The organism is Pseudocolwellia sp. G5-9, assembly GCF_055808995.1.
Genome location: NZ_CM147893.1, coordinates 1,719,219 through 1,741,063, shown reverse-complemented (window position 1 = coordinate 1,741,063; position 21,845 = coordinate 1,719,219). Strand labels below are relative to the sequence as shown.

Genomic DNA, 21,845 nt, shown 5'->3' with positions numbered 1-21,845 from the left:
AATGAGTTGATATGAATTTTTAATAATAAAATTAAGTATTAAAAGGGTAGAAATAATATTTCTACCCTTGAATTACAATAGATATGTGTTTTTAGTTAGCGACTATATTTAATAACTTACCTGGAACATATATCACTTTACGTATCGTTTTATCTTCAATAAATCGAGCGACAACTTCGTCTGCAAAACCTATTGTTTCTACTTGCTCTTTAGTTGCATCGGCTGCAACGGTAATTTTTGCACGTAATTTACCGTTTACTTGTACGATAATTAGTTTTTTGTCTTCAACTAAGGCACTTTCATCAACGGCAGGCCATGGTGTATTTTCAACAGCATTACCATCGCCAATAATGTTCCAAACATGATGACTTAAGTGCGGAACAATAGGAGTAAGCATTAAAATAACAGCTCTGACGGCTTCTTGCATGACAACGCGATCTTCAACCGTATCTAATTTTGCTTTGGTTAAATGGTTCATTAACTCCATAATCGCAGCAATTGCCGTGTTAAAGGTATTACGACGACCAATATCATCACTTACTTTACCAATTGCTTTATGTAATTCGCGACGTAATGCTTTTTGATCTGCATTTAATGTCACATTTGCTAGTGTTTGTTCAGGTGTTAAAGCTTCTTCTTGAGTAAAGTCGTAAGCAAGCTTCCAAACACGTTTTAAGAATCTATGTGCGCCTTCAACCCCTGAGTCAGACCATTCTAACGTTTGCTCCGGTGGTGAAGTAAACATAATAAATAAACGAACGGTATCAGCACCGTATTGTTGTATAACTGCTTGTGGGTCAATACCATTATTTTTAGATTTAGACATTTTACTCATGCCCGCTGAAATAACCGCTTCACCGTCTATTTTACTTTTAGCTGCTGTTATTTGGCCTTTTTCGTTACGTTCAACTTCTACGTCTGTTGGTGCTATCCAGTCTTGAGAGCCATTTTCAGCTTCACGGTAATAAGTATCCGCTAATACCATACCTTGACAGAGTAACTTTTTGAAAGGTTCGTCACAATCAACTAGGCCTACATCTCGTAATAATTTATGGAAAAAACGCGCATAAAGTAAATGTAAAATAGCGTGCTCAATACCGCCAACATATTGGTCAACAGGTAACCAATAGTTTGCTTTTTCTGGATCAAGCATTTGTGTTTTATCGTCAGATGAACAAAAACGTGCGTAATACCAAGACGATTCCATAAAGGTATCAAATGTATCGGTTTCGCGTAGTGCGTCTTCGCCATTGTATGTTGTTTTAGCCCATGTTGGGTCGTCTTTAATAGGCGATGTTACGCCATCCATAATTACGTCTACAGGTAACTCTACAGGTAGCTGATCTTCAGGAACAGCAACAGAGGTACCATCAGCTAAGTTGATCATTGGGATCGGTGTGCCCCAATAACGTTGACGAGAAACACCCCAATCACGTAGACGATAGTTAACTTTAATAGATCCTTTGTTTTCAGCAATTAATTTATCTGAAATGGCTTTAAAAGCTTCTTCAAAGTTTAATCCGTCAAATTCACCTGAGTTAATTAAGGTATTTTTTTCTGTAATAGCAGCTGTTGCAATATCTTCGCCTTCAGCACCCGCAATCACTTGCGTAATGTTTAAGCCATATTTAGTAGCAAATTCCCAGTCGCGTTGGTCGTGTCCAGGAACCGACATAACAGCACCTGAACCATAATCCATTAATACAAAATTTGCTGCCCAAACAGGAACTAACTCACCGGTAATCGGGTGAATAGCTTTTAAGCCAAGATCAACACCTTTCTTTTCCATTGTTGCCATGTCGGCTTCAGTAGCTTTATTGGTTTTACAACCTTCAATAAACGCAGCAACGTCAGCGTTATTTTTAGCCGCCTCTAAAGCTAGCGGGTGTTGTGCAGCTACGGCTACATACGTTACACCCATTAAAGTGTCTGGGCGAGTTGTGTAAACATCAAAACTTTCGTTTGAATCGGCAACATTAAAGGTTAATTCAACACCTTCTGAGCGACCAATCCAGTTACGTTGCATAGTTTTTACTTGTTCAGGCCAGTCAGTTAATTGATCTAAATCTTGTAATAACTCTTCAGCATAATCGGTAATTTTAATAAACCATTGTGGGATTTCTTTACGCTCAACTATTGCACCTGAACGCCATCCTCTGCCATCAATAACTTGTTCGTTAGCAAGAACGGTTTGATCAACAGGATCCCAATTCACAGTAGCATTTTTTTTGTACACTAAGCCTTTTTCGTAAAGTTTAGTGAAAAACCATTGTTCCCAGCGGTAGTAGTCTTTATCGCAGGTAGCAAATTCGCGGTCCCAATCGTAACCAAAACCTAACGACTTTAATTGATTACGCATGTAGTCAATGTTTTGGTAAGTCCATTTAGCAGGTGCTGATTTGTTTTTGATTGCCGCATTTTCAGCAGGTAAACCAAACGCATCCCAGCCCATAGGTTGCATTACGTTTTTGCCTTGCATACGCTGATATCGAGAAATAACATCGCCTAAGCTATAGTTACGAACATGGCCCATATGTAATTTACCACTTGGGTAAGGGAACATGGCTAAACAATAAAATTTTTCTTGCTCAGGTTTTTCAACTGCAGCAAATGTTTTGTTTTCGGTCCAATGTTGTTGAACTTCGGCTTCTATAGATTGGGGATTGTAGATGGATTCCATTAACGATTTCTCAGGTATTCAAAAAAATTGCTTATTATTTTCAAGAAATTATTGATTGCATTCTTGATCATATAAGGGGATAAATTAATACCTATAGAATACCTTATCTACACACTATAAATAAACTAATTTAAGTATTTTAGGAATATTGTCTATACTCAAATTAGCTGTATGTCACTTTGTTATCAGTTTAGCTGAAGGGGATAATATGACTAAAAAGTCTAACACTCACAATAATTCACATACTAGCGGTAATGATTTAGTAAGCTGGTTTGATGATTTAAAATCACATGAGCTTACGCATGTAGTTGAATTAGTAGAAGAAGCTAAAAAGTGGGTAAAATCTGCCGAAAGTATTCCAGAAGAAAAGTACCAACAATTTATCGCTAACTTTAAGTTAGATTTAATCGAGTTTTATCAACAGTCACAATCAGATATTCAACATTCTTTATATCTTCAATTATTAAAAGAAACTTTTTGGAAAAATCTTGCGTGCGTAACTGACCAAACACGTGTTGAATGGGCTGAACTTCAAGAAGACTTTGTTCATGATGGTTTGTACAAGGAAGGCGACTATATTGGCTTTGGCGAAGTAGAATGCTTAACTTGTCATCATTTACAGCAAATACACCACGTCACTATTCTCTCATCTTGTATCAAATGTAATGGTACGACTTTTTGTCGAAAAAGCTTAACACCATAAATATATTTATTTTTTAATCTGTGCTTTGCTATCTAGCTTAATGTAAGAGTACACTATGCCTTTATTATGGCTTTAAATAGCTTTTTCCCAGCAAAGTGCTTGTTTTCCTAACCTTTATAGTGAGATCTTCATGACATCAGAAACCGTTACCACCTTGGTCAAACCTCAAAAATTAACGGCGCAATTACCAGAATCTCTATTCACTCAGTCAGACGATATTGAAAAAATCAAACAGCCTTTTGTTGGGCATGAAAGAGCTAAAGAAGCGTTAGAATTTGGTTTAGCCATGAACTCAGTTGGTTTTAATGTGTTTGCAATGGGGGAGCATGGAACGGGTAGACAAACATTAATAAAACAAATGCTTACCGAGTCAGCTAAAAATCAAAATACGCCTGAAGAATGGTGTTATATCAATAACTTTGATGATACTCATGCCCCGTATAAGTTATATTTAAGTCCGGGAGATGGCAAACAACTGGTTGCTCGTATTAATACTTTTATTGATGATTTAATTGCATTATTTCCAGAGCTGTTTGATAACCCTAGTTATCAGCGTCAAAAAGCAGCAATCGATCGTGAATTTAACCAACAGTATGATGAAGCGATCAGTAAAGTTGAAGAAACCGCTTTAAAGTGCAACGTTATGTTATTTGAAGAAAACGGCGAGATTGGTTTTTCTCCTGTTGTTGATGGAAAGCCGTTAAGTGAAAACGAACTAGCAAGCTTAGATGAAGAAAAGCGCAGCGCATTTTATCAGTCGTTAACAGAGTTAGAAAACCTACTCTCGGAAGAGTTAATCGAACTGCCTAAGTGGAAACGTTTATCTACTGATAAACTTAAAAAGCTTAAAAATGAAACTGCAGCTCAAAGTATTCAGCCTTTATTAAAAGAGTTAGAACATGAGTTTTCGAGTAACTTAGGTGTTTTAAAATACTTATCTAAAGTAAAAGTGCACGTAGTTGATACGGTACTTGATATTTTAGTAGGGGAAGATAACGAAAAACAAAAAGCCAAAGATAATCGCAAACTTATGGTAGAGCATTTTTTACCTAACTTATTAGTTTCGCGAGAAGCGAATGGCGGCGCTCCTGTTGTTTATGAGCAAAATCCAACTTATCAAAACTTATTTGGGCATGTTGATTTTGCTAGCTTTCAAGGCAGTTCTTATACGAGTTATCGTTTGATTCGACCGGGCGCTCTACATAAAGCTAATGGTGGTTATTTATTATTAGATGCTGAGAAAATTTTAAACCAGCCATTAGTGTGGGCACGCCTTAAATTAGCGATAAAAACTCAAGAAGTTACTATAGAAAATCCATATTCTGAGTTTTCTCAGCCTGGTTCGTATAGCCTTCAACCTGAAAAAATTCCGTTAAAAGTAAAAATTATACTTTTAGGCGACGCTGACATTTATTACACCTTGCACGCTTACGATCAAGAGTTTAACGAGCTGTTTAGAGTGCTTGCTGATTTTGATCGATACCTTGATAAAAACGACGATAACCTTATAGCCTATGCGAATTTAATTCGACAACGCGCACAAAAAAATCAATATCCAACGGTATCAAACGATGCCATTGTGGAGCTGATAAAGTACGCGCTAAGAAGAGAAGAACATCAACATAAAATATCAGCTAATATCGTTCATTCTAACGACTTATTAGATGAAGCTCATTATTTATGGAATAAGCTCAAAGAAGAAGGTGAACTTACCGCTAAACATATCAAGTTAGCGCTTGCGGCTAAGGAAAGAAGAACAGGACGTATTAGTGAAACATGGTTGAGCGAAATTAAAGAACGACAAGTACTTATTACCACGCAAGGTAAGCAAGTGGGCAAAGTAAATGGTTTAACTGTACTTGAAATTGGTGAGAGTGTTTTTGGTACTCCTGCCCGTATTACCGCTACTGTGTATGCTGGTAGCCAAGGTGTTACTGATATTGAACGCGAAGTCGATTTAGGAAAATCTATTCATTCAAAAGGATTTTTATTGTTGACGGGGTATTTGGGGCATAAATACGGTCAAGAATTTCCTGTTTCAATTTCAGCTAATATTGCGATTGAACAATCGTATGGCCATATTGATGGTGATAGTGCCTCAATGGCCGAATTGTGCGCATTAATTTCATCAATTACCCAACTGCCTATTGATCAGGGGATTGCTATTACAGGCTCAATTAATCAGCACGGTGAAGTACAGTCTATTGGCGGCGTGAATGAAAAAATAGAAGGCTTTTATCGTTTATGTAAAGACCGAGGTTTAACTGGAAAACAAGGGGTTATCATTCCTCACACCAATGTCATCAACCTCATGCTGTCTGATGAAGTGATTAATGCGGTAGAAGAAGGCGTGTTTGCTATACATGCTGTTGAAGATATTGATCAATCGTTAGAATTACTGCTAGGAGTTACTGCGGGAAAAGCGAATAGTTTAGGACGATATCCAAGAAAAACAGTGCATAGCTTAGCATTAGAAAAACTTTCTTCTTTTGCTGATATGTTAGAAGGTGGTGAGTAAGGTCAGTACGTAAAAAGTTAGAGTAAATATTCAATAATATAAAAGAGAAGTCTATTATTTACACACAATACTCATATTTATCTTGTATAAAATTGTATAGTCTGTATAATGCGCGCCTCACTTAAGCTGACTTCAATAAGCAATGCTTGATGTGAAATGAGTGGGGTATATCCGCCCAATAGACTTGCCTAGCTAAATGTTCATATTTAGCATCCCGATTGTGCCTTAAGTCTTCCTGGTGGTTTCCTCGTATATATGTATGCGAGATCTTTGATTAAAATATTTTTTCCCTGAATCAAATCTTGCCAAGAGAAGACAATATTATGACAACAACTAACGATGCTCCTGTGAGCTTTGACTCTTTAGGCTTGCCTGAAACTTTATTATCTGCATTAAAAACCTTAGGTTTTGAATCTTCAACTGCTATCCAAGCACAAACTATTCCGCCACTTTTAGCGGGTAAAGATGTTTTAGGTGAAGCGCAAACTGGTACAGGTAAAACTGCTGCGTTTGGCTTACCTGCTTTAGCAAAAATTGATACATCAATTAAAAAACCTCAATTAATGGTGTTAGCACCAACGCGTGAATTAGCAATTCAAGTAGCCGCAGCTATTGAAACATTTGCTAAAAACATGAAAGGTTTAAAGGTTGCTACTTTATATGGTGGCCAATCTTACCAACCACAATTTCAACAACTTGAGCGTGGCGCACAAGTTGTAGTAGGTACTCCTGGTCGTTTAATGGATCACTTACGTCGTAAAAGCTTAAAACTAGATAACCTTTCTTTCTGTGTATTAGATGAAGCAGATGAAATGTTAAACATGGGCTTTTTAGAAGACATTGAATGGATCCTTGAGCATTTACCTAAGCAAACGCAAATGGCGTTATTCTCTGCGACTATGCCTGCGCAAATTCGTAAAGTCGCTAACCGTTTCTTAAAAGATCCTGAACATATTAAAATTGCAGCTGTTAAAAAATCTAAAGCAAACATCCAACAGTTTGCTTGGAAAGTTAGTGGCATTAGCAAAATTACAGCACTTGAACGTATTGCTGAAAGTGTTGAATACGATGCAATGATTGTTTTTGTTCGTACTCGTAACGATACTGTAGATGTTGCTGAAAAATTAGAACGCGCAGGTTACCCAGCACTTCCGTTGAATGGTGATATGAACCAGCAACAACGCGAACGTACTATTGATCAAATGAAATCAGGTAAATCTTCAATCTTAGTAGCAACAGATGTTGTAGCTCGTGGTTTAGATATTCCTCGTATTACTTTAGTTATTAACTACGATTTACCAGGTGATAACGAAGCTTACGTTCACCGTATTGGTCGTACAGGCCGTGCTGGTCGTGAAGGTATGTCAATTGCTTTCTGTCGTCCTCGTGAAATGTATTCATTACGTCATTATGAACGTTTAACGTCTGGCACAATCAATACTTATGAGTTACCAAATATTGAAGATATTGGTAAAGCACGTATTGAACGTACTCGTACTAAAATAGCTGATGTTGTTGCTAATAGAGATATTAAAGCAATGCGTGAAATTGTTGAGCAAATGGCTGAACAGTCAGAGCTTTCAATGACAGACTTAGCGGCAGCATTATTATTTGAAAGACAGATTAACCAGCCGTTACAACCAAAAGAAGATCCTAAGCCTCGTCGTGATACTCGTGAACGTAACGACAGAAATGATCGTGGCGCTAGAAATGACCGTGGTGGAAGAAATGAGCGTGGCGCAAGAGATAGTCGTGGCGGAAGAGATGCTGGTCGTGGTGGTGAAAGAGCTCCTCGTAAAGCGAAAGAAAACCGTACAGACGTTGATTGGCAAACATACCGCCTAGAAGTAGGTAAAGAGCATGGCGCTAAGCCTGGCGATATTGTTGGTGCTATTGCTAACGAAATTTCTCTTGATAGCAGCTATATTGGCGCAATTAACTTACACGAAAAACATAGTTTTGTTCAGTTACCTAAAGGTATGCCTGAGAAGTCGTTTAAGCAATTGAAGAATGTACGTATTCGTCGTCAAGCTATTGATATTAGTGTTTCTGATGCTTCAGCTGCACCAGCAGAACGTCCTCGTCGTACAGAACGTAGACCAAGCTAATTTAGTTTGATTCATCCTCATTAGGGTGACAGAAACAAAAAAAGACGCTAATTAGCGTCTTTTTTTATGATTGAAATATAATTATTACTTCCAGTTTTTAACTTTTGCAGCTTGCAGCTTTTTATATCCTTCAAGTAGCTTTTGATGCGTTTCAAAACCTTCTAAGCTCAAGCCTGGGCAATGTAAACCATCAAATACTATCTTACCTTCAACAATATCTAAACAACGCTCTGAAAGCTCTTTACCGTACATTAATCCTAAAGAGGTCATGTATTGGCTATAGTCACGCGATTCATCCCACTTTATTTCAAGTAGTGCTTGTAAACAACGATATTTACGTGTGTTTTCTTCATTGTTTTGGTCTAAATGTAATGCCCAGTTAACCCAATCAAGTGCTTGTTCATCCTGTGCTGCTAGTGCAAGTACAGCTTTCATCTCTCCCAAGCGGAAGTCTGCCCACGTTGTCCCAGCGTCTGGCGCTAAACCAATAAATTCTGCGGCAGCAAGTGCGTCGTTGTATCCGCCTTGCTCTAATGCGTCTAAAATTTCTAGCCATTCCTCTGGATCACCATCTTTTAATGTTAAAAAGGCTTCTCTGAATAAGGCCCCGTCGTTATTGTTGTTCCAAACAATTTCATCTACAGGGTAAATATCTGACATACCAGGTACTAATATACGACAAGCGTATACATCTAAATGGTTATAGTCAGATATCAATATGTCGTGACCCATGTCGTGAATAATTTTTACAAGGTTGTCATATTCGCTTTGTGTATCGGCGTCAAAATCCCAATCAACAAATTCGTAATCAGGCGTTTCTTTAAAAAAGTCGTAAGAAATAAAGCCACTTGAATCAATAAAGTGTAATTCAATGTTATGAGGTGAGGCTATTTCGTCTTCATCAAAACTTGGCGGTTGAAATACGTCTAATTGATCTAAACTTCTACCTTGTAATAATTCAGTTACGGTACGTTCTAATGCCACTTCAAAACTTGGATGAGCACCAAACGACGCAAATACACTTCCGTCTTTAGGGTTAATTAAGGTTACGCTCATTACCGGGTATAAGCCACCTAAGGATGCATCAGCAATACGTAAGTGAAAACCATGGCTTTCTAGTTCTTTACAATCGGCTAAAATAGTTGGGAATCGCTCTAATACTTCTAGAGGTACTTCAGGTAAACAAATACCTTCTGCAATAATTTTATTTTTTACGTAGCGTTCAAATACTTCAGACAAGCTTTGTACGCGCGCTTCGTTTTGGGTATTACCTGCCGACATACCATTACTAACAAACACATTACCAATAACATTTACAGGCACATAAATAGCTTTTTGATCACGCTCTCTTATATAAGGTAGGGCGCAAATCCCACGCTCACCGTTACCTGAGTTCATGTCGTAAAGTTTATCAACGGTTATTTCTTTATTAGGATCAAAGTAATCCCATAAACCTTCGTCAAGAATACCTTCTGGAATGGTATCGTCTTCGCTGAAAAACCACTTTTCATTTGGGTAGTGAACAAACTCACTATTCGAGATTTCTTCACCTAAATAATAATCAGCAAAAAAGTAATTACAACTTAAACGCTCAAAATACTCACCTAAAGCACTGGCTAAACATGACTTTGCGGAAGAACCTTTACCGTTAGTGAACATTAATCCGCATGATGCATCTTTAATGTGAACAGAATAGCAATTAGCAAGCGGGTTTAACCATGACGCTTCTACAATATCAAAACCGAAAGAAACAAGCTTTTCTTGCATGGTAGAAATAGATGATTCAAGGTCGCGATCTTTACCTTTAATAAAGGTTTTTTCGTTTGTGCTTTCAGTCATGAAAATGTCTCGGCAGTGGGTATATTAAGTTAATGCATATTATGAAGATTATTATACCGAAAGCTATACTCGTTACCATTCAAAGTGTAAGATTTTACTTTTAATATTAAGACACGCTAAAGGTTACGGGTATAGTTAGTGGCTCTAATCGTATTATTGTGTGGCTAGCTTTGTTTTTATTTTATCCCCGCATATTCAATGGCTACGGGTATATCAGTTCTTGTTTCATTACCTTTAGGATAAAGCTATATGCTTTCTAAACAAAAGTCTAAAATTAAATATGTGCCAGAAGTGTCATTTTACTATAGGTCTGATGCGTTTGAATTGGAGGTTGTGGAATTAGAAACTCTTCAACAACGCTCTAATCAATGGGAAACTCGACCTAATTTACCACACAGACTTGGTTTTAATATTTTGATTGTTATTGAACAAGGAACTGGTTATCACTTAATAGATTTTGAGAAAACATATTTTCAAGCGGGTAGTGTTCTTTTTGTGAATAAGGGACAAATACAGGCATTTGATTTTTCTAATAAATTAAAAGGTAAAGTCATTATTTATACAGAGTTATTTCTTACTCGTTTACATAGTAAATTATCTATTCCATTTTCTTTAGGTTCGACTATGCCTAAGACTTTTGTTCCTCATATAAGTTTAAATAAAAGTTTGGAACAAAGTACGATGCGATTAATCGATGAATTGAATGTTGAAATCAGTCAAGCTAATCCATTTCTTGAAATTATAATATCTCTATTTGGTGCCTTGATAATGATACTATCAAGGGAAAGAAAAAATTTAACTTATACCTTACCTAGTTCACATCTTAAAAAGTTTGTTGCGTTTCAAAAAATAATTGAGAGTCATTATAACGACACCAGAGAAGCTGGATTTTATGCGGATAAGTTAGGGATCACTTATAAGACATTAAATCTTTTATGTAAAAAAATAAGTGGGGTAACTGCAAAATCTTATATAGATCGTTATGTTGTTCTTGAAGCTAAGCGGCGATTGGTGATTGAACAATGTGATATAGATAGCTTAGCTGAATACCTAGGTTTTAAAGAAACCACAAATTTCACTAAATTTTTTAAGCGACATACACAAATATCTCCTAGTCATTTTAGAGATAATGTTTGATATTTACCATTTTAAGGTTGAGTTACACCTCCTTTTTTCTTTGTTTTCATAACATCATATTGTCATATTTTATTGTTAAATTATTAGCGCGAGTTGACCTTTGCGGTATGTTTTTGCTACAGCTAGTTAGGTTATTATGTAAGGCTTCGTTTTTGATATGCCGTTATTCTACATAAAAAAACGATAACACAGCAGAAATGCCAAACTCGCCTTGCCTTACAGGTTTATTTAAACGCGATTTACTCGTTGTTGTTGCTCTTTTACATGGCATGACTATGCCACAATCACAACGCCTAAATTAAATCGTGTTTAATTTGAATAAAATTTATACTCAAAAGGTCAGTACGCTCGAAGATAAATATAATAAGATATTATGGTGTTGTTTCAACGAGCATATTACTTTTTATATTTACTTAAAGTTGAATAATAAAAAGTATAATTTAAAAATTAACTCAAATAACTCTTATATTAGGAAAAACTATGATTAACAAAAAGTTTGCAATACTGCTTATATCTTCTTTTTTAACTTTTTTTACAATAACGTCTAGCGCTAATGATAAAGCGCTTGATATGCAATCGGCTCAAACATTAAAAACAGCTAATGCTTTTCTTGCTGCTGCAGGAAGTGGTGATATGGCAACATTAGACAAATTAATGGCTGATGATTTTGTTTGGCATAATGAAGGTGATAAACAAATTCCTTGGATAGGTAATTGGAAAAGCAAGGACACTGTATTGAATAAGTTTTTACCAAAGTTTGGCGCAGGATTAAAAGTAACCAGTTGGACTACTGATTATAGTTTTTCAAATGGTGACCAAGCTGTATTTATGGGAACAATGAGTGCCATTGCTAATAACAGTGGAGTTGATACCGGTAAATTTAGTTGGGCTGTTCGTGTACATGTTGAAAATGGAAAAGTGAAAAGCTGGAATTGGTTTGAAAACAGTTACGCAGTGTCAGAAGCATACCATTCAAAAAAATAGTTTTTATTAATTGAGTACAGAGCAAGTAAAGGCTGGTTAATTTTCGGGCATATATGGAAATTATCAGCCTTTAATATAACGGTTAATTATATACCAGCTTGAATAATAAATTAATTAACTAGGCATTAGTTGTTTTTTTGCATCAATGCAGATGCTACAAACTTCATTAATAAAATAAGGATATATATGAGTCAAAAAATCCAAAATGCAAAATTACTTTACCTTGAAGGTATTCGAGATGGTCATGTAAAAGAAGCTGTCGAAAAATATACCGGCGATAGATACACTCAACATTCAACGGGTGTACGTGACGGTAAAGAAGGGTTTATTGAGTTCTTTATGCCATTTATTGAAAGAAACCCTGTTCGCAGTATTGATATTGTTCGAACATTTGAAGATGGCAAGTATGTATTTGTTCATGCTTACCAAAGCTTAAATCACGGTGAAGCTAAATGGATCACGATGGACTTTTTTGATACCGATGCAAATGATAAAATTATCGAACATTGGGATGCTTCAGAACCCGTTCCTGAGACTAAAGATTTAGTTAACGCAGGCAAATTTTAAATCTCTGTTAACACGAGATAATATCACCAAATCTTAAATTAGATAATAGTCGTTTGTATTGTTAACTATTCAATTTTCCTTTCTTTATTAATACTTGCGAATTACGGACACAGGTTATGTTACTAGAACAATTTAATCTCACGAGAAAGTACACGGAATTACTTTGTAAACCATTGAATATTGAAGACTATATTCCTCAATCTGCTGATTTTACTAGCCCTCCTAAATGGCATTTAGCTCATACGACATGGTTTTTTGAAGAAATGCTGCTAAACAAATACCTTGAAGGCTACGTTGTTTTTGATACTGATTTTAGTTTTTTGTTTAATAGTTATTATCAAGGGGTTGGTGAACGAGCAGTGCGTGGTCAAAGAGGCCTTATGACCCGTCCCACTGTAGCTAGCGTTTATGAATATAGAAAATATGTAGATACATATATTACTCAGTTATTAAACGTTGCCCTAGTGACAATGAATAAAGCATTACAAGTACGTATTCACGAACTCATCACTTTAGGAATTCAACATGAGCAACAGCATCAAGAATTACTCCTTAGCGATTTAAAGTACACACTTTCATATAACCCTACTTTTCCCGTTTATGATGAAAATACTGCTTTTGTGGGGGATAAAAATATAGCCTCTGAAAATGATTGGCTTAGCATTGATGAAGGTGTTTATGCTATAGGTCATACAGGAGATAGTTTCTGTTTTGACAATGAACTAGGACGACATAAGGTTTATTTACAATCTTACGATATATCAACAAAATTAGTGACTAATAGAGAGTTTATCGCTTTTATTGAAGCAGGAGGTTATGAAAAGTTTTCATATTGGCTAGATGAAGGTTGGTCTTGGGTGCGTAGTAATAATATTACGCATCCACTATATTGGCATAAAATTAATGGTGAGTGGTTTTACTATACTCTAGCAGGCTTACAGGCCATAGATTTGGATGCAATGGTTTGCCATGTATCTTATTATGAAGCCAATGCGTACGCACATTGGAAAGGAGCTCGTTTACCTACTGAATTTGAATGGGAGGTTGCAAGTAGCCATTTCAATTGGGGGAAACGTTGGGAATGGACGTCTTCTGCTTATTTACCTTACCCTAGCTTTAAAGTTAGCGAAGGGGCTGTTGGTGAATATAATGGTAAATTTATGATTAACCAAATGGTATTGCGAGGAGCTTCTAGTATTACTTCACCTAAACATTCTCGAACAACGTATCGTAATTTTTTTCATCCACGTTTTCAGTGGCAATATACCGGTATCCGTCTGGTAACAGAAAATAAATAGCTAAGCCATTATTTAAAAAGAAAGAGATAAAGTAATGATAGAACAATTTGCAAAAGATGTAGATGAAGGATTAAGCAGTACTGAAAAAAAGCTATCATCTAAATATTTTTATAATAAACAAGGCGATGAATTATTCGTTAAAATAATGAATATGCCTGAATATTATCTTACTCGAGCTGAACTAGAAATATTTACAGAACAAACGTCTCAGATGATACAACACTTAGAGTTAGACCATACACGCCATTTTGAATTAATTGAGTTAGGAGCCGGTGACGGAACTAAAACTAAAAAGCTATTAGCAGCCCTAAATGCACAAGGTTACCGTTATGATTATATCCCTATTGATATATCTAGAAATGCAGTAGATACATTAGCTGACAGTATTGCAACTGAGTTGCCAAACACCTCAATAAAACCTCAACATGGTGATTACTTTGATTGTTTACATTCGTTAAAAAATAGCCACCACCCTAAAGTGGTTCTCTTTTTAGGTTCTAATATAGGTAATATGCCTGACAATGTAGCGCAACAATTTTTACAAAAACTGAGCAATGATTTAAATACGGGTGACAAATTGTTACTTGGTGTTGATTTAATTAAACCTGCTTCGGTAATTATGCCTGCTTACAATGACGAAAGTGGAATTACTCGTGCCTTTAATATTAATTTATTACATAGAATTAATAATGAGCTAGAGGCAACATTTAATATTGAAGAGTTTGAACATGCGCCTGAATATGATGAAGAAGATGGCATTGCTAAAAGTTATTTGAAAAGTAAGAGTGACCAAAATGTAGCAATTAAAGCAACAGGTAAAGTTTACCAATTTAGTGCTGGTGAAAAGATTCATACTGAAATTTCTAGGAAATATAACGACAGCATTATTGATCAAATTATTACAGGCACTAAGCTAAAACTTTGTGAAAAAATGACAGATAAAAAGAATTATTTTGCTGATTATATATTAAGTAAAAAGTAGAACAACAATGACAGAAACATTGTGTAACGTGGGCTTAATGGAATTAGGTAAGCGCACGGTTAGTTTTTATAAAGAAGAAATCTTTCATCAAACGACAAACCATCCCAAAATGGCCTGTAGTTTGTTAATGATTCCTGCCGACTTTTCAGTGATCAATAATTATTTACCTGACCAATTCGATTATCTTAAGCCCCTTGTGAGTGAAGCTCTTCAGCAATGCATTCATGCAAAAGTTAATACCCTAATAGTACCTAATATCACCTTGCATGAAGCAATTGAGCAAGTAGATCTTACATTATTCTCTAGCATTGAAATTATACATCCAGTGACTGAAACCATACGTTGCTTACAAGCTAAGAAAATAAAAACTATTACGCTAATCGCTTCAAAATACAGCGTATTATCATCTCGTTTAGAGCAGTATTTTAGTCAAAGCAACATTCTTGTTATTAGGCCTAATAATGAGGATATCGAACAAATTGATGAAATACGAAAGCGCACTTATCTAGGGCAAGAAACAGAACATGATAAAAAAAACTATAACGCTTTAATCAAGCATTATCAGCAAATAGCGCCTGCTGTTATTGCTTGTACTGAACTGTCAATATTACTCGATGAAGAAGCTATATGTTCTGTTTTTGATATGGCAAGAATACAGATACAGGCAGCTATAGTTTATCCCCACTAAATTTGGCATATTGAGGTTGAAAGGGACGCTATATTGTAATATCAAAAATTTATGTCTTTGCTTTTTATTGTCATTTTCATTATGTTATTCTTTTTATATATATGTTATACGATTAAGAGAGTGTATATTTGTTGTCATTTAAGGTGTAGTTTTAGGCCTATCAAAACACACGTGAAGAGGTAACACTATTTAGAACAAGCATAATTACAAGCGCTGTTTTGGCTTGATATTGTTCAAGCGCTTTGAGTGTTATCTTGATTAATAATAAATATAGTTATTTATTAGGTAGGGGACGTTTTTTTAAGAGTTGGCTTGTGGTTATTAAGTACAACTAGTGCGAAAACCTCACCTATTAATTGAGTATTTTTACTGGTTAAAATAGAACAATTTAATAATGAAACGCCTATAAATTTACTGACGAGCAGAAAGGATGTTACTTTGACAAGTGTAAGAACTAAGTTTTGGAGGATGCTAGGATTGCTATCGGTGATTTTTATTATATTTATTTATGTTTTATTTGTCACTGAATTAGCTAAAGAGGTTAACTCACCATTTTTTAATTATCCAAATGAAACCTTTACATTAAAAAAATCAGACCCCTTAAATACTATAGATAGTCTTATCAGTAGCGCTTTATTACTTCCTCTAAAAAAACAAAATAACCAACTACTAATTTCTTTAAATACAGATGCAGGATTAGTTATACCGTTACAACATCTTACTTTTATTGTTTTGCTTGGGTTATTATTTCCTATTTCTGCATTTTTCATTATATCGTATGTCGTTTTTACGGTAGCAATTAATTATCAATCTAGAAAATTAGATAAAATTTTAATGCCAATGTGTGATCAAGCCAAAAATTTAATTGATACTTTTGGTAGTAATAGCACCGAAAAAAAATCATATTCAACATTGTCGCAACTTAATATTTATATTGAAGATCTCACTAAATACGCAAGAATTTATCAAGCCAACTCTGAACAAAGTGCGTATTGCGATAAGTTAACATCGCTCATTAACCGGCATAAATTTTTAGAACATATTAACGAACAAATCTCTATTGCAGATGAAACAAAAATAAGATGCGGTTTATTATTTATCGATTTAGATGGCTTTAAACAAGTGAATGACTCGTTTGGGCATTCGTTTGGAGATGAAGTATTAATTCAGGTAGCAGAACGTTTAAAAAGTGTTGTAAGAAGCCAAAATTTAAATTTTAGTGATAACGAAGAAGATAAAGAATATAACTTATCACGACTAGGCGGAGACGAATTTACTTTATTCCTTCAAAATATTGAAGAACCAGAGATTGCCGTAAATATAGCTAAACATGTATTAAAAGAGTTAGAGCGCGACTTTATTTTAGGTAATAAGCTTATTAAGATTAGTGCCAGTATTGGTATTGCTGCATATCCTGATAGTGCTAATAGTCCTGAAGCACTTGTGCAAATGGCAGATGTTGCAATGTACCGAGCTAAAAAAGAAGGACGTGGTATTTATCGTATTTACTCACCAGAAATGGGCAGTAAATTAAGACGTTATCATTATTTATTAGAAGAAATGAGGTTAGGTATAGCATCAAATAGCTTCTTTTTAGCTTTTCAACCTATTATTCATGTTGATGGTTGTGTCATTAGTTATTTTGAAGCATTAGTTAGATGGCAGCATCCGATTGAAGGTATTGTTACACCGGCTGAGTTTATTCCTATTGCCGAAGATTCAAATCAAATTTTGGTGCTAGGTGATTGGATCCTTATCGAAGCGTGTCGTCAAATGGCTGCTTGGCATAATGCAGGTATGACTAAAACTAAAATATCTGTGAATGTGTCTGGCGTACAATTAAAACATCGACCCATTTATGATTGGGTTATGGGAACTCTCAATAAAACAGGCCTACCACCAAGCTCTTTAATGTTGGAAATAACTGAGTCATGCTTTATCGATATTTCAGAAAATATTATTTCGGAGTTAGAAAAACTCAGAAAAGAAGGTGTTTTTATTGCCATTGATGATTTTGGTACCGGTTTTAGTTCACTTTCTGTTTTAGCTACACTGCCTGTAGATGTGTTGAAGATTGATCGTATGTTTGTATCTGAAGCGAGTCATAACGAAAAATACCGCAAAATATTAAAATCGATAGTTGAGCTTTCTCAACGTTTAGATTTAAAAATTGTTGCTGAAGGTATTGAAGAAATAATACAGCTAGAGTTATTAAAATCTTTAGGTGTTGTATATATTCAAGGCTATTTAATTAGTCGTCCTGAAAGTTCAAGAAACGTGGGGGATAAAGTGTTAAAGCAAGGAATGAATCATTTAGCACAGTTAGGGACCGGAACTTGGACACCATCAACATCGCGTGTTATTTGATAGTAATTAACCATTTCAAATTGATGCCGACTTAAATACTTTTATTCCTATTTTTAGTAATTTTGAATATAGCAAAACTTAAAGGCATTAGCTTTAATTAGATAAGTAGAAATAAGTAGTATATCCAAAAGAAAGGATGTTTTTTCATCTATACACCATAGCTCTTATCTATTAATATATCCGGCAATTAATTATGGATGATATTTAATATCAAGGAAAAGATGTCGAGTTACTTTAACTCGGGTATTCAATGTTTATCATTGATTGCCCGTTTTCACCAAATTCCAGCCGAGCCCAGTGCGTTACTTCGAGAATTTCAACACGAAGATGAATCGTTAGCCGACATTAACCTAATACGTGCCGCAAAAAGCTTAGGTTTCAAAGCCAAATTTATTGTTGATACCGTTAAAGATTTAAAGGCAGAAACATTACCCACTATTGCTCGACATAAAGAAGGCCACTTCTTTATCATCGCCAAAATTACTGACGATGATGTACTTATTCAAGATTTACAACAAGGTAAACCTGTTACTCATACTCATGAAGAACTCAGTGACTTTTGGACAGGTGACTTACTCTTACTCTCAAAACGTAATGGTTTATTAACCGAAAGCGCTAAATTTGGTTTCTCTTGGTTTATCCCTGCACTTATTAAATACAAACCGTATTTTTCTGATGTATTTATAGCCTCATTTTTTATTCAACTTGTAGGACTAGCAACACCTATATTCTTCCAAGTGGTGATTGATAAAGTACTTGTACACAAAGGCATGACAACATTGGATGTTTTAGCGGTTGGCTTCTTTATTGTTATTACCTTTGAAGTTGTTTTAACAGGGCTTCGAACCTATGTGTTTTCACACACCACCAACCGCGTTGATGTTGAATTAGGTAGCAAGTTATATAAACACATGTTATCGCTCCCCATTGCGTACTTTAATGCCCGACGTGTTGGTGATACTGTCGCTCGTGTAAAAGAGTTAGATAGCATTCGTGAGTTTTTAACAGGTTCTTCACTCACCGTTGTATTAGACGTGTTTTTTAGCTTTGTTTTTTTCAGCGTTATGTTTTATTACGCACCACTCTTAACATGGATAATTATCGGGACTATTCCATTTTATTTTGTTCTTTCCCTTATTATTACACCTACCTTACGTAAACGGTTAAATGAAAAGTTCCAACGTAGTGCAGAAAATCACTCCTTTCTTGTTGAATCAGTTAACGGCGTTGAAACCATCAAAGCCATGGCGGTTGAACCCCAATTAAGAAATGCATGGGAAGACAAGCTAGCTGATTACGTTAATACCTCATTCAAAACCAGTAACCTCAATAATATTTATAGCCAAGTGGCGTCTTATATCAATAAGGTGGGTGGGTTACTTACCCTTTATTTTGGCGCTATTGCCGTAGTTACAGGTGAGTTAACTATAGGACAATTTATCGCCTTTAATATGTTAGCGCAGGCGTTAGTGGGCCTATTATGCGTTTAGTTAACTTATGGCAAGACTTTCAACAAGCTAACATATCCCTTCAACGCTTAGGTGATGTGCTAAACGCACCACCAGAACCAGGGTACGACCCTAATCGCGCAACATTGCCCGATATAAAAGGCCATGTATTATTCGACAATGTACTGTTTAGATACGGGCCAAACCGTGCACCAGTTCTAAACAATATTAGCTTTCAATGTCGCCCTGGCGAAGTGATTGGTATTGTTGGCCGTTCAGGCTCAGGAAAAAGTACCTTAACTAAACTTATTCAACGCCTTTATGTGCCTGAGTCAGGCAGGGTGATGATAGACGGTGTAGATTTGGCCATGGTTGAACCTGCATGGCTGCGCCGTCAAGTGGGCGTAGTACTACAAGAAAACTTCTTATTTAATCGCACCGTACGTGAAAACATCGCACTCGTTGATACTGGAATGCTCATGGCACATGTTGTTAATGCAGCAAAGCTTGCGGGCGCACATGAATTTATATTAGAACTTCCTGAAGGGTACGATACCGTAGTAGGTGAGCAAGGTTCATCATTATCAGGCGGACAACGCCAAAGAATTGCCATTGCTAGGGCACTTGTTACTAACCCTAAAATACTCATCTTTGATGAAGCAACCAGTGCTTTAGATTACGAGTCTGAAAGTATTATTCAAGCGAATATGCGCCGTATTAGTCAAGGGCGTACAGTATTCATTATTGCTCACAGGCTATCAGCTGTAAAAGATGCAAACCGTATTATGGTGGTTGATAAAGGTCGCTTAGTTGAACAAGGCAATCATGACCAACTGGTTAAGCATGGTGGTATATACGCACAGTTGTACTCCATACAAAGTCATCATGGTTTAGGTATGGCAGCTAAACCAACAATGCAGAACCAAAACCACGCTAAAACTCAAACAGCAAACCAAGCGACATTAAAGGGGAGCGACAATGCAACCTGATAATGAAACAGCCAATAACAGCGAAGCCTTAAATAATAGCCAAGCAACAAAAAATAATGCACCTGATGGTTCAGCAGAGGTTAATTCGTCAAACGTTCACTCCTCAAATACCACTGAAAAAGCAGCTAAATCAATCTCGTTAGAAAAACTGGCTTTTTTACCTGCAGCTTTAGAAATTCAAGCCTCACCTCCGGCTAAATGGAGCCGTTCACTGTTATGGGCGATTATGGGCTTAATCGTCATATTGATTATTTGGGCCTCATGGGCCGAAATAGACATTATTGCGACTGCTCAAGGGAAAATAGTCCCCAGCGGGCAAGTAAAGGTTATTCAGCCGTATGAAACAGGGGTGGTTAAAACCATTTTTGTCAAAGAAGGGCAACATGTTAAAGCAGGCGATAAATTAATTGCCTTAGACAACACCTCTAATGTTGCCGATGCCGACCGATTAATCAATGAATTAACGGGCTATAAAGAAGACTTAGCAAGACAAACGTTTTTTCTTGAAAAACTCAATTTTGTTATAGAAAAGCTTAAACAGTCTCAAGAAGAAACACTACAAACCAATAATACTGACATAAACAATAAGGCTACTAATAAACAACAGGAGCAAGATCTTTACGATACTGCTTTTTCATTGTTACCCATCAACCAACAATCACTCTTAACCAGTAGTTGGCAAGAATACCAATCAAAACTTAACAGTTTTACCAGCGAAATAACCAAACTTAACGCTGAAAAAAAATCCCGAAAAATAGACGTAGGCCGTTTAGAAAAAACTTTACCGTTAGTAATAGAGCGAGAGCAAAGCTATTACTCGTTATTAGAAACCTCTGCTGTATCGCGTAATCAATACCTAGAGTTAAAGCAACAACGTATCGACCAGGAAGAAAGCTTATTACTGCAACGTGCGAATGTAGAGCAAATAAGTGCAAGTATTGAATCAGCGAAACAAAACCTTTACGCCTATCAATCAGAAATGCGTCGTAATACCTTACAAGAAATCAATCAATTAACGCGTCAACGTGACAGCCTTGAGCAAGAATTGCATAAAGCTAATCGACTAACACAACTGAGAATACTTACATCACCTGTAGATGGCGTGGTTGAAGAGCTAGTGGTGAGCACGATTGGTGGTATTGTGACCCCAGCACAAGAACTATTACGTATTGTGCCTAACAATCAAACCCTTGAAGTCGAAGCAGGTTTATTCAACAAAGACATTGGTTTTGTAGAAACAGGACAAATCGCTGAAATTAAAATTGATAGTTTCCCTTTTACCAAATATGGCGTGATTGACGGTGAGGTGATGGATATTTCAGCCGATGCAATTGAAGACGAACAACGCGGTTTGTTATTTCCTCTTAAAGTGTTAATGAAAACAGAACAAATTAATGTCAATGGTAAGTGGGTACAACTTAAACCGGGCATGTCGGTGACGGTTGAGATAAAAACAGGTTCACGACGATTAATGGAATTCTTGCTTGCGCCATTGATGAAAGGTGTGAGTGAAGGGGTGAGAGAAAGATGATGGAGT

At 36.1% G+C, this 21,845-nt stretch carries 15 protein-coding genes; 13 read left to right on the top strand and 2 right to left on the bottom strand.

The features are described from left to right. Positions 1-91: 91 nt before the first annotated feature. A complete protein-coding gene (gene leuS, locus AC0L5Q_RS07530; RefSeq protein WP_473616718.1) occupies positions 92-2,680 on the bottom strand; it encodes a leucine--tRNA ligase in 2,589 nt (862 codons plus the stop codon). A gap of 208 nt (positions 2,681-2,888) precedes the next feature. Here leuS and AC0L5Q_RS07525 point away from each other — a divergent pair, with 208 nt between their 5' ends. The 3 genes from AC0L5Q_RS07525 to AC0L5Q_RS07515 all read left to right on the top strand — a co-directional run bounded on the left by AC0L5Q_RS07525 (position 2,889) and on the right by AC0L5Q_RS07515 (position 8,009). Further along, entirely contained in the window at positions 2,889-3,383 is a 495-nt protein-coding gene (locus tag AC0L5Q_RS07525; protein WP_077338116.1) for a zinc ribbon-containing protein, read from the top strand. Between the two features lie 130 nt (positions 3,384-3,513). Then, on the top strand, positions 3,514-5,901 hold the full coding sequence (locus AC0L5Q_RS07520) for an AAA family ATPase (RefSeq protein WP_473616714.1): 2,388 nt from the start codon (positions 3,514-3,516) through the stop codon (positions 5,899-5,901). A gap of 323 nt (positions 5,902-6,224) precedes the next feature. Continuing rightward, positions 6,225-8,009, top strand: a complete 1,785-nt coding sequence (locus AC0L5Q_RS07515) for a DEAD/DEAH box helicase (protein WP_473616711.1) — start codon at positions 6,225-6,227, stop codon at positions 8,007-8,009. Between the two features lie 84 nt (positions 8,010-8,093). On the opposite strand, the gene ycaO is transcribed toward AC0L5Q_RS07515, so the two are convergent. Continuing rightward, a complete protein-coding gene (gene ycaO / locus AC0L5Q_RS07510) occupies positions 8,094-9,848 on the bottom strand; it encodes a 30S ribosomal protein S12 methylthiotransferase accessory factor YcaO (RefSeq protein WP_473616708.1) in 1,755 nt (584 codons plus the stop codon). A 249-nt stretch (positions 9,849-10,097) separates the two neighbouring features. Between ycaO and AC0L5Q_RS07505 the strand changes: the two genes are divergently transcribed. The 10 genes from AC0L5Q_RS07505 to AC0L5Q_RS07460 all read left to right on the top strand — a co-directional run bounded on the left by AC0L5Q_RS07505 (position 10,098) and on the right by AC0L5Q_RS07460 (position 21,839). Beyond that, positions 10,098-10,985 (top strand): helix-turn-helix domain-containing protein, encoded by an 888-nt coding sequence (locus AC0L5Q_RS07505; RefSeq protein WP_473616704.1) that lies wholly within the window; start codon positions 10,098-10,100, stop codon positions 10,983-10,985. 480 nt (positions 10,986-11,465) lie between these two features. Further along, the gene (locus tag AC0L5Q_RS07500) at positions 11,466-11,969 is read left to right on the top strand and encodes a nuclear transport factor 2 family protein (RefSeq protein ID WP_473616700.1); all 504 of its coding nucleotides are present in this window, start codon (positions 11,466-11,468) and stop codon (positions 11,967-11,969) included. 186 nt (positions 11,970-12,155) lie between these two features. Further along, complete coding sequence (locus AC0L5Q_RS07495) at positions 12,156-12,536, top strand: nuclear transport factor 2 family protein (RefSeq protein WP_473616696.1); 381 nt, start codon at positions 12,156-12,158, stop codon at positions 12,534-12,536. 116 nt (positions 12,537-12,652) lie between these two features. Then, positions 12,653-13,834 carry an ergothioneine biosynthesis protein EgtB gene (gene egtB, locus AC0L5Q_RS07490; RefSeq protein WP_473616694.1) on the top strand — a complete coding sequence of 394 codons (1,182 nt, stop codon included), beginning with the start codon at positions 12,653-12,655 and terminating at the stop codon, positions 13,832-13,834. Between the two features lie 34 nt (positions 13,835-13,868). Then, complete coding sequence (locus tag AC0L5Q_RS07485) at positions 13,869-14,816, top strand: L-histidine N(alpha)-methyltransferase (protein WP_473616692.1); 948 nt, start codon at positions 13,869-13,871, stop codon at positions 14,814-14,816. 7 nt (positions 14,817-14,823) lie between these two features. Then, positions 14,824-15,504 carry an aspartate/glutamate racemase family protein gene (locus AC0L5Q_RS07480; RefSeq protein ID WP_473616688.1) on the top strand — a complete coding sequence of 227 codons (681 nt, stop codon included), beginning with the start codon at positions 14,824-14,826 and terminating at the stop codon, positions 15,502-15,504. Positions 15,505-15,990: 486 nt separating this feature from the next. Beyond that, on the top strand, positions 15,991-17,871 hold the full coding sequence (locus AC0L5Q_RS07475; RefSeq protein ID WP_473616684.1) for a putative bifunctional diguanylate cyclase/phosphodiesterase: 1,881 nt from the start codon (positions 15,991-15,993) through the stop codon (positions 17,869-17,871). A gap of 221 nt (positions 17,872-18,092) precedes the next feature. Beyond that, positions 18,093-19,361 carry an ABC transporter transmembrane domain-containing protein gene (locus tag AC0L5Q_RS07470; RefSeq protein ID WP_473616679.1) on the top strand — a complete coding sequence of 423 codons (1,269 nt, stop codon included), beginning with the start codon at positions 18,093-18,095 and terminating at the stop codon, positions 19,359-19,361. Then, positions 19,352-20,308, top strand: coding sequence for a peptidase domain-containing ABC transporter (locus AC0L5Q_RS07465; protein ID WP_473616675.1), 957 nt, complete (start codon positions 19,352-19,354; stop codon positions 20,306-20,308). Before AC0L5Q_RS07470 ends, AC0L5Q_RS07465 begins: the two co-directional genes overlap by 10 nt. Further along, positions 20,298-21,839, top strand: coding sequence for an HlyD family type I secretion periplasmic adaptor subunit (locus AC0L5Q_RS07460; protein ID WP_473616671.1), 1,542 nt, complete (start codon positions 20,298-20,300; stop codon positions 21,837-21,839). Before AC0L5Q_RS07465 ends, AC0L5Q_RS07460 begins: the two co-directional genes overlap by 11 nt. The last annotated feature ends 6 nt before the right edge of the window (positions 21,840-21,845 follow it).

What these genes read in the sequence shown, in the direction of transcription:
- leuS (WP_473616718.1), bottom strand. Translation starts at nt 2,680, where the DNA reads ATGGAATCCATCTACAATCCCCAATCTATAGAAGCCGAAGTTCAACAA.
- AC0L5Q_RS07525 (WP_077338116.1), top strand. Translation starts at nt 2,889, where the DNA reads ATGACTAAAAAGTCTAACACTCACAATAATTCACATACTAGCGGTAAT.
- AC0L5Q_RS07520 (WP_473616714.1), top strand. Translation starts at nt 3,514, where the DNA reads ATGACATCAGAAACCGTTACCACCTTGGTCAAACCTCAAAAATTAACG.
- AC0L5Q_RS07515 (WP_473616711.1), top strand. Translation starts at nt 6,225, where the DNA reads ATGACAACAACTAACGATGCTCCTGTGAGCTTTGACTCTTTAGGCTTG.
- ycaO (WP_473616708.1), bottom strand. Translation starts at nt 9,848, where the DNA reads ATGACTGAAAGCACAAACGAAAAAACCTTTATTAAAGGTAAAGATCGC.
- AC0L5Q_RS07505 (WP_473616704.1), top strand. Translation starts at nt 10,098, where the DNA reads ATGCTTTCTAAACAAAAGTCTAAAATTAAATATGTGCCAGAAGTGTCA.
- AC0L5Q_RS07500 (WP_473616700.1), top strand. Translation starts at nt 11,466, where the DNA reads ATGATTAACAAAAAGTTTGCAATACTGCTTATATCTTCTTTTTTAACT.
- AC0L5Q_RS07495 (WP_473616696.1), top strand. Translation starts at nt 12,156, where the DNA reads ATGAGTCAAAAAATCCAAAATGCAAAATTACTTTACCTTGAAGGTATT.
- egtB (WP_473616694.1), top strand. Translation starts at nt 12,653, where the DNA reads ATGTTACTAGAACAATTTAATCTCACGAGAAAGTACACGGAATTACTT.
- AC0L5Q_RS07485 (WP_473616692.1), top strand. Translation starts at nt 13,869, where the DNA reads ATGATAGAACAATTTGCAAAAGATGTAGATGAAGGATTAAGCAGTACT.
- AC0L5Q_RS07480 (WP_473616688.1), top strand. Translation starts at nt 14,824, where the DNA reads ATGACAGAAACATTGTGTAACGTGGGCTTAATGGAATTAGGTAAGCGC.
- AC0L5Q_RS07470 (WP_473616679.1), top strand. Translation starts at nt 18,093, where the DNA reads ATGTCGAGTTACTTTAACTCGGGTATTCAATGTTTATCATTGATTGCC.
- AC0L5Q_RS07465 (WP_473616675.1), top strand. Translation starts at nt 19,352, where the DNA reads ATGCGTTTAGTTAACTTATGGCAAGACTTTCAACAAGCTAACATATCC.
- AC0L5Q_RS07460 (WP_473616671.1), top strand. Translation starts at nt 20,298, where the DNA reads ATGCAACCTGATAATGAAACAGCCAATAACAGCGAAGCCTTAAATAAT.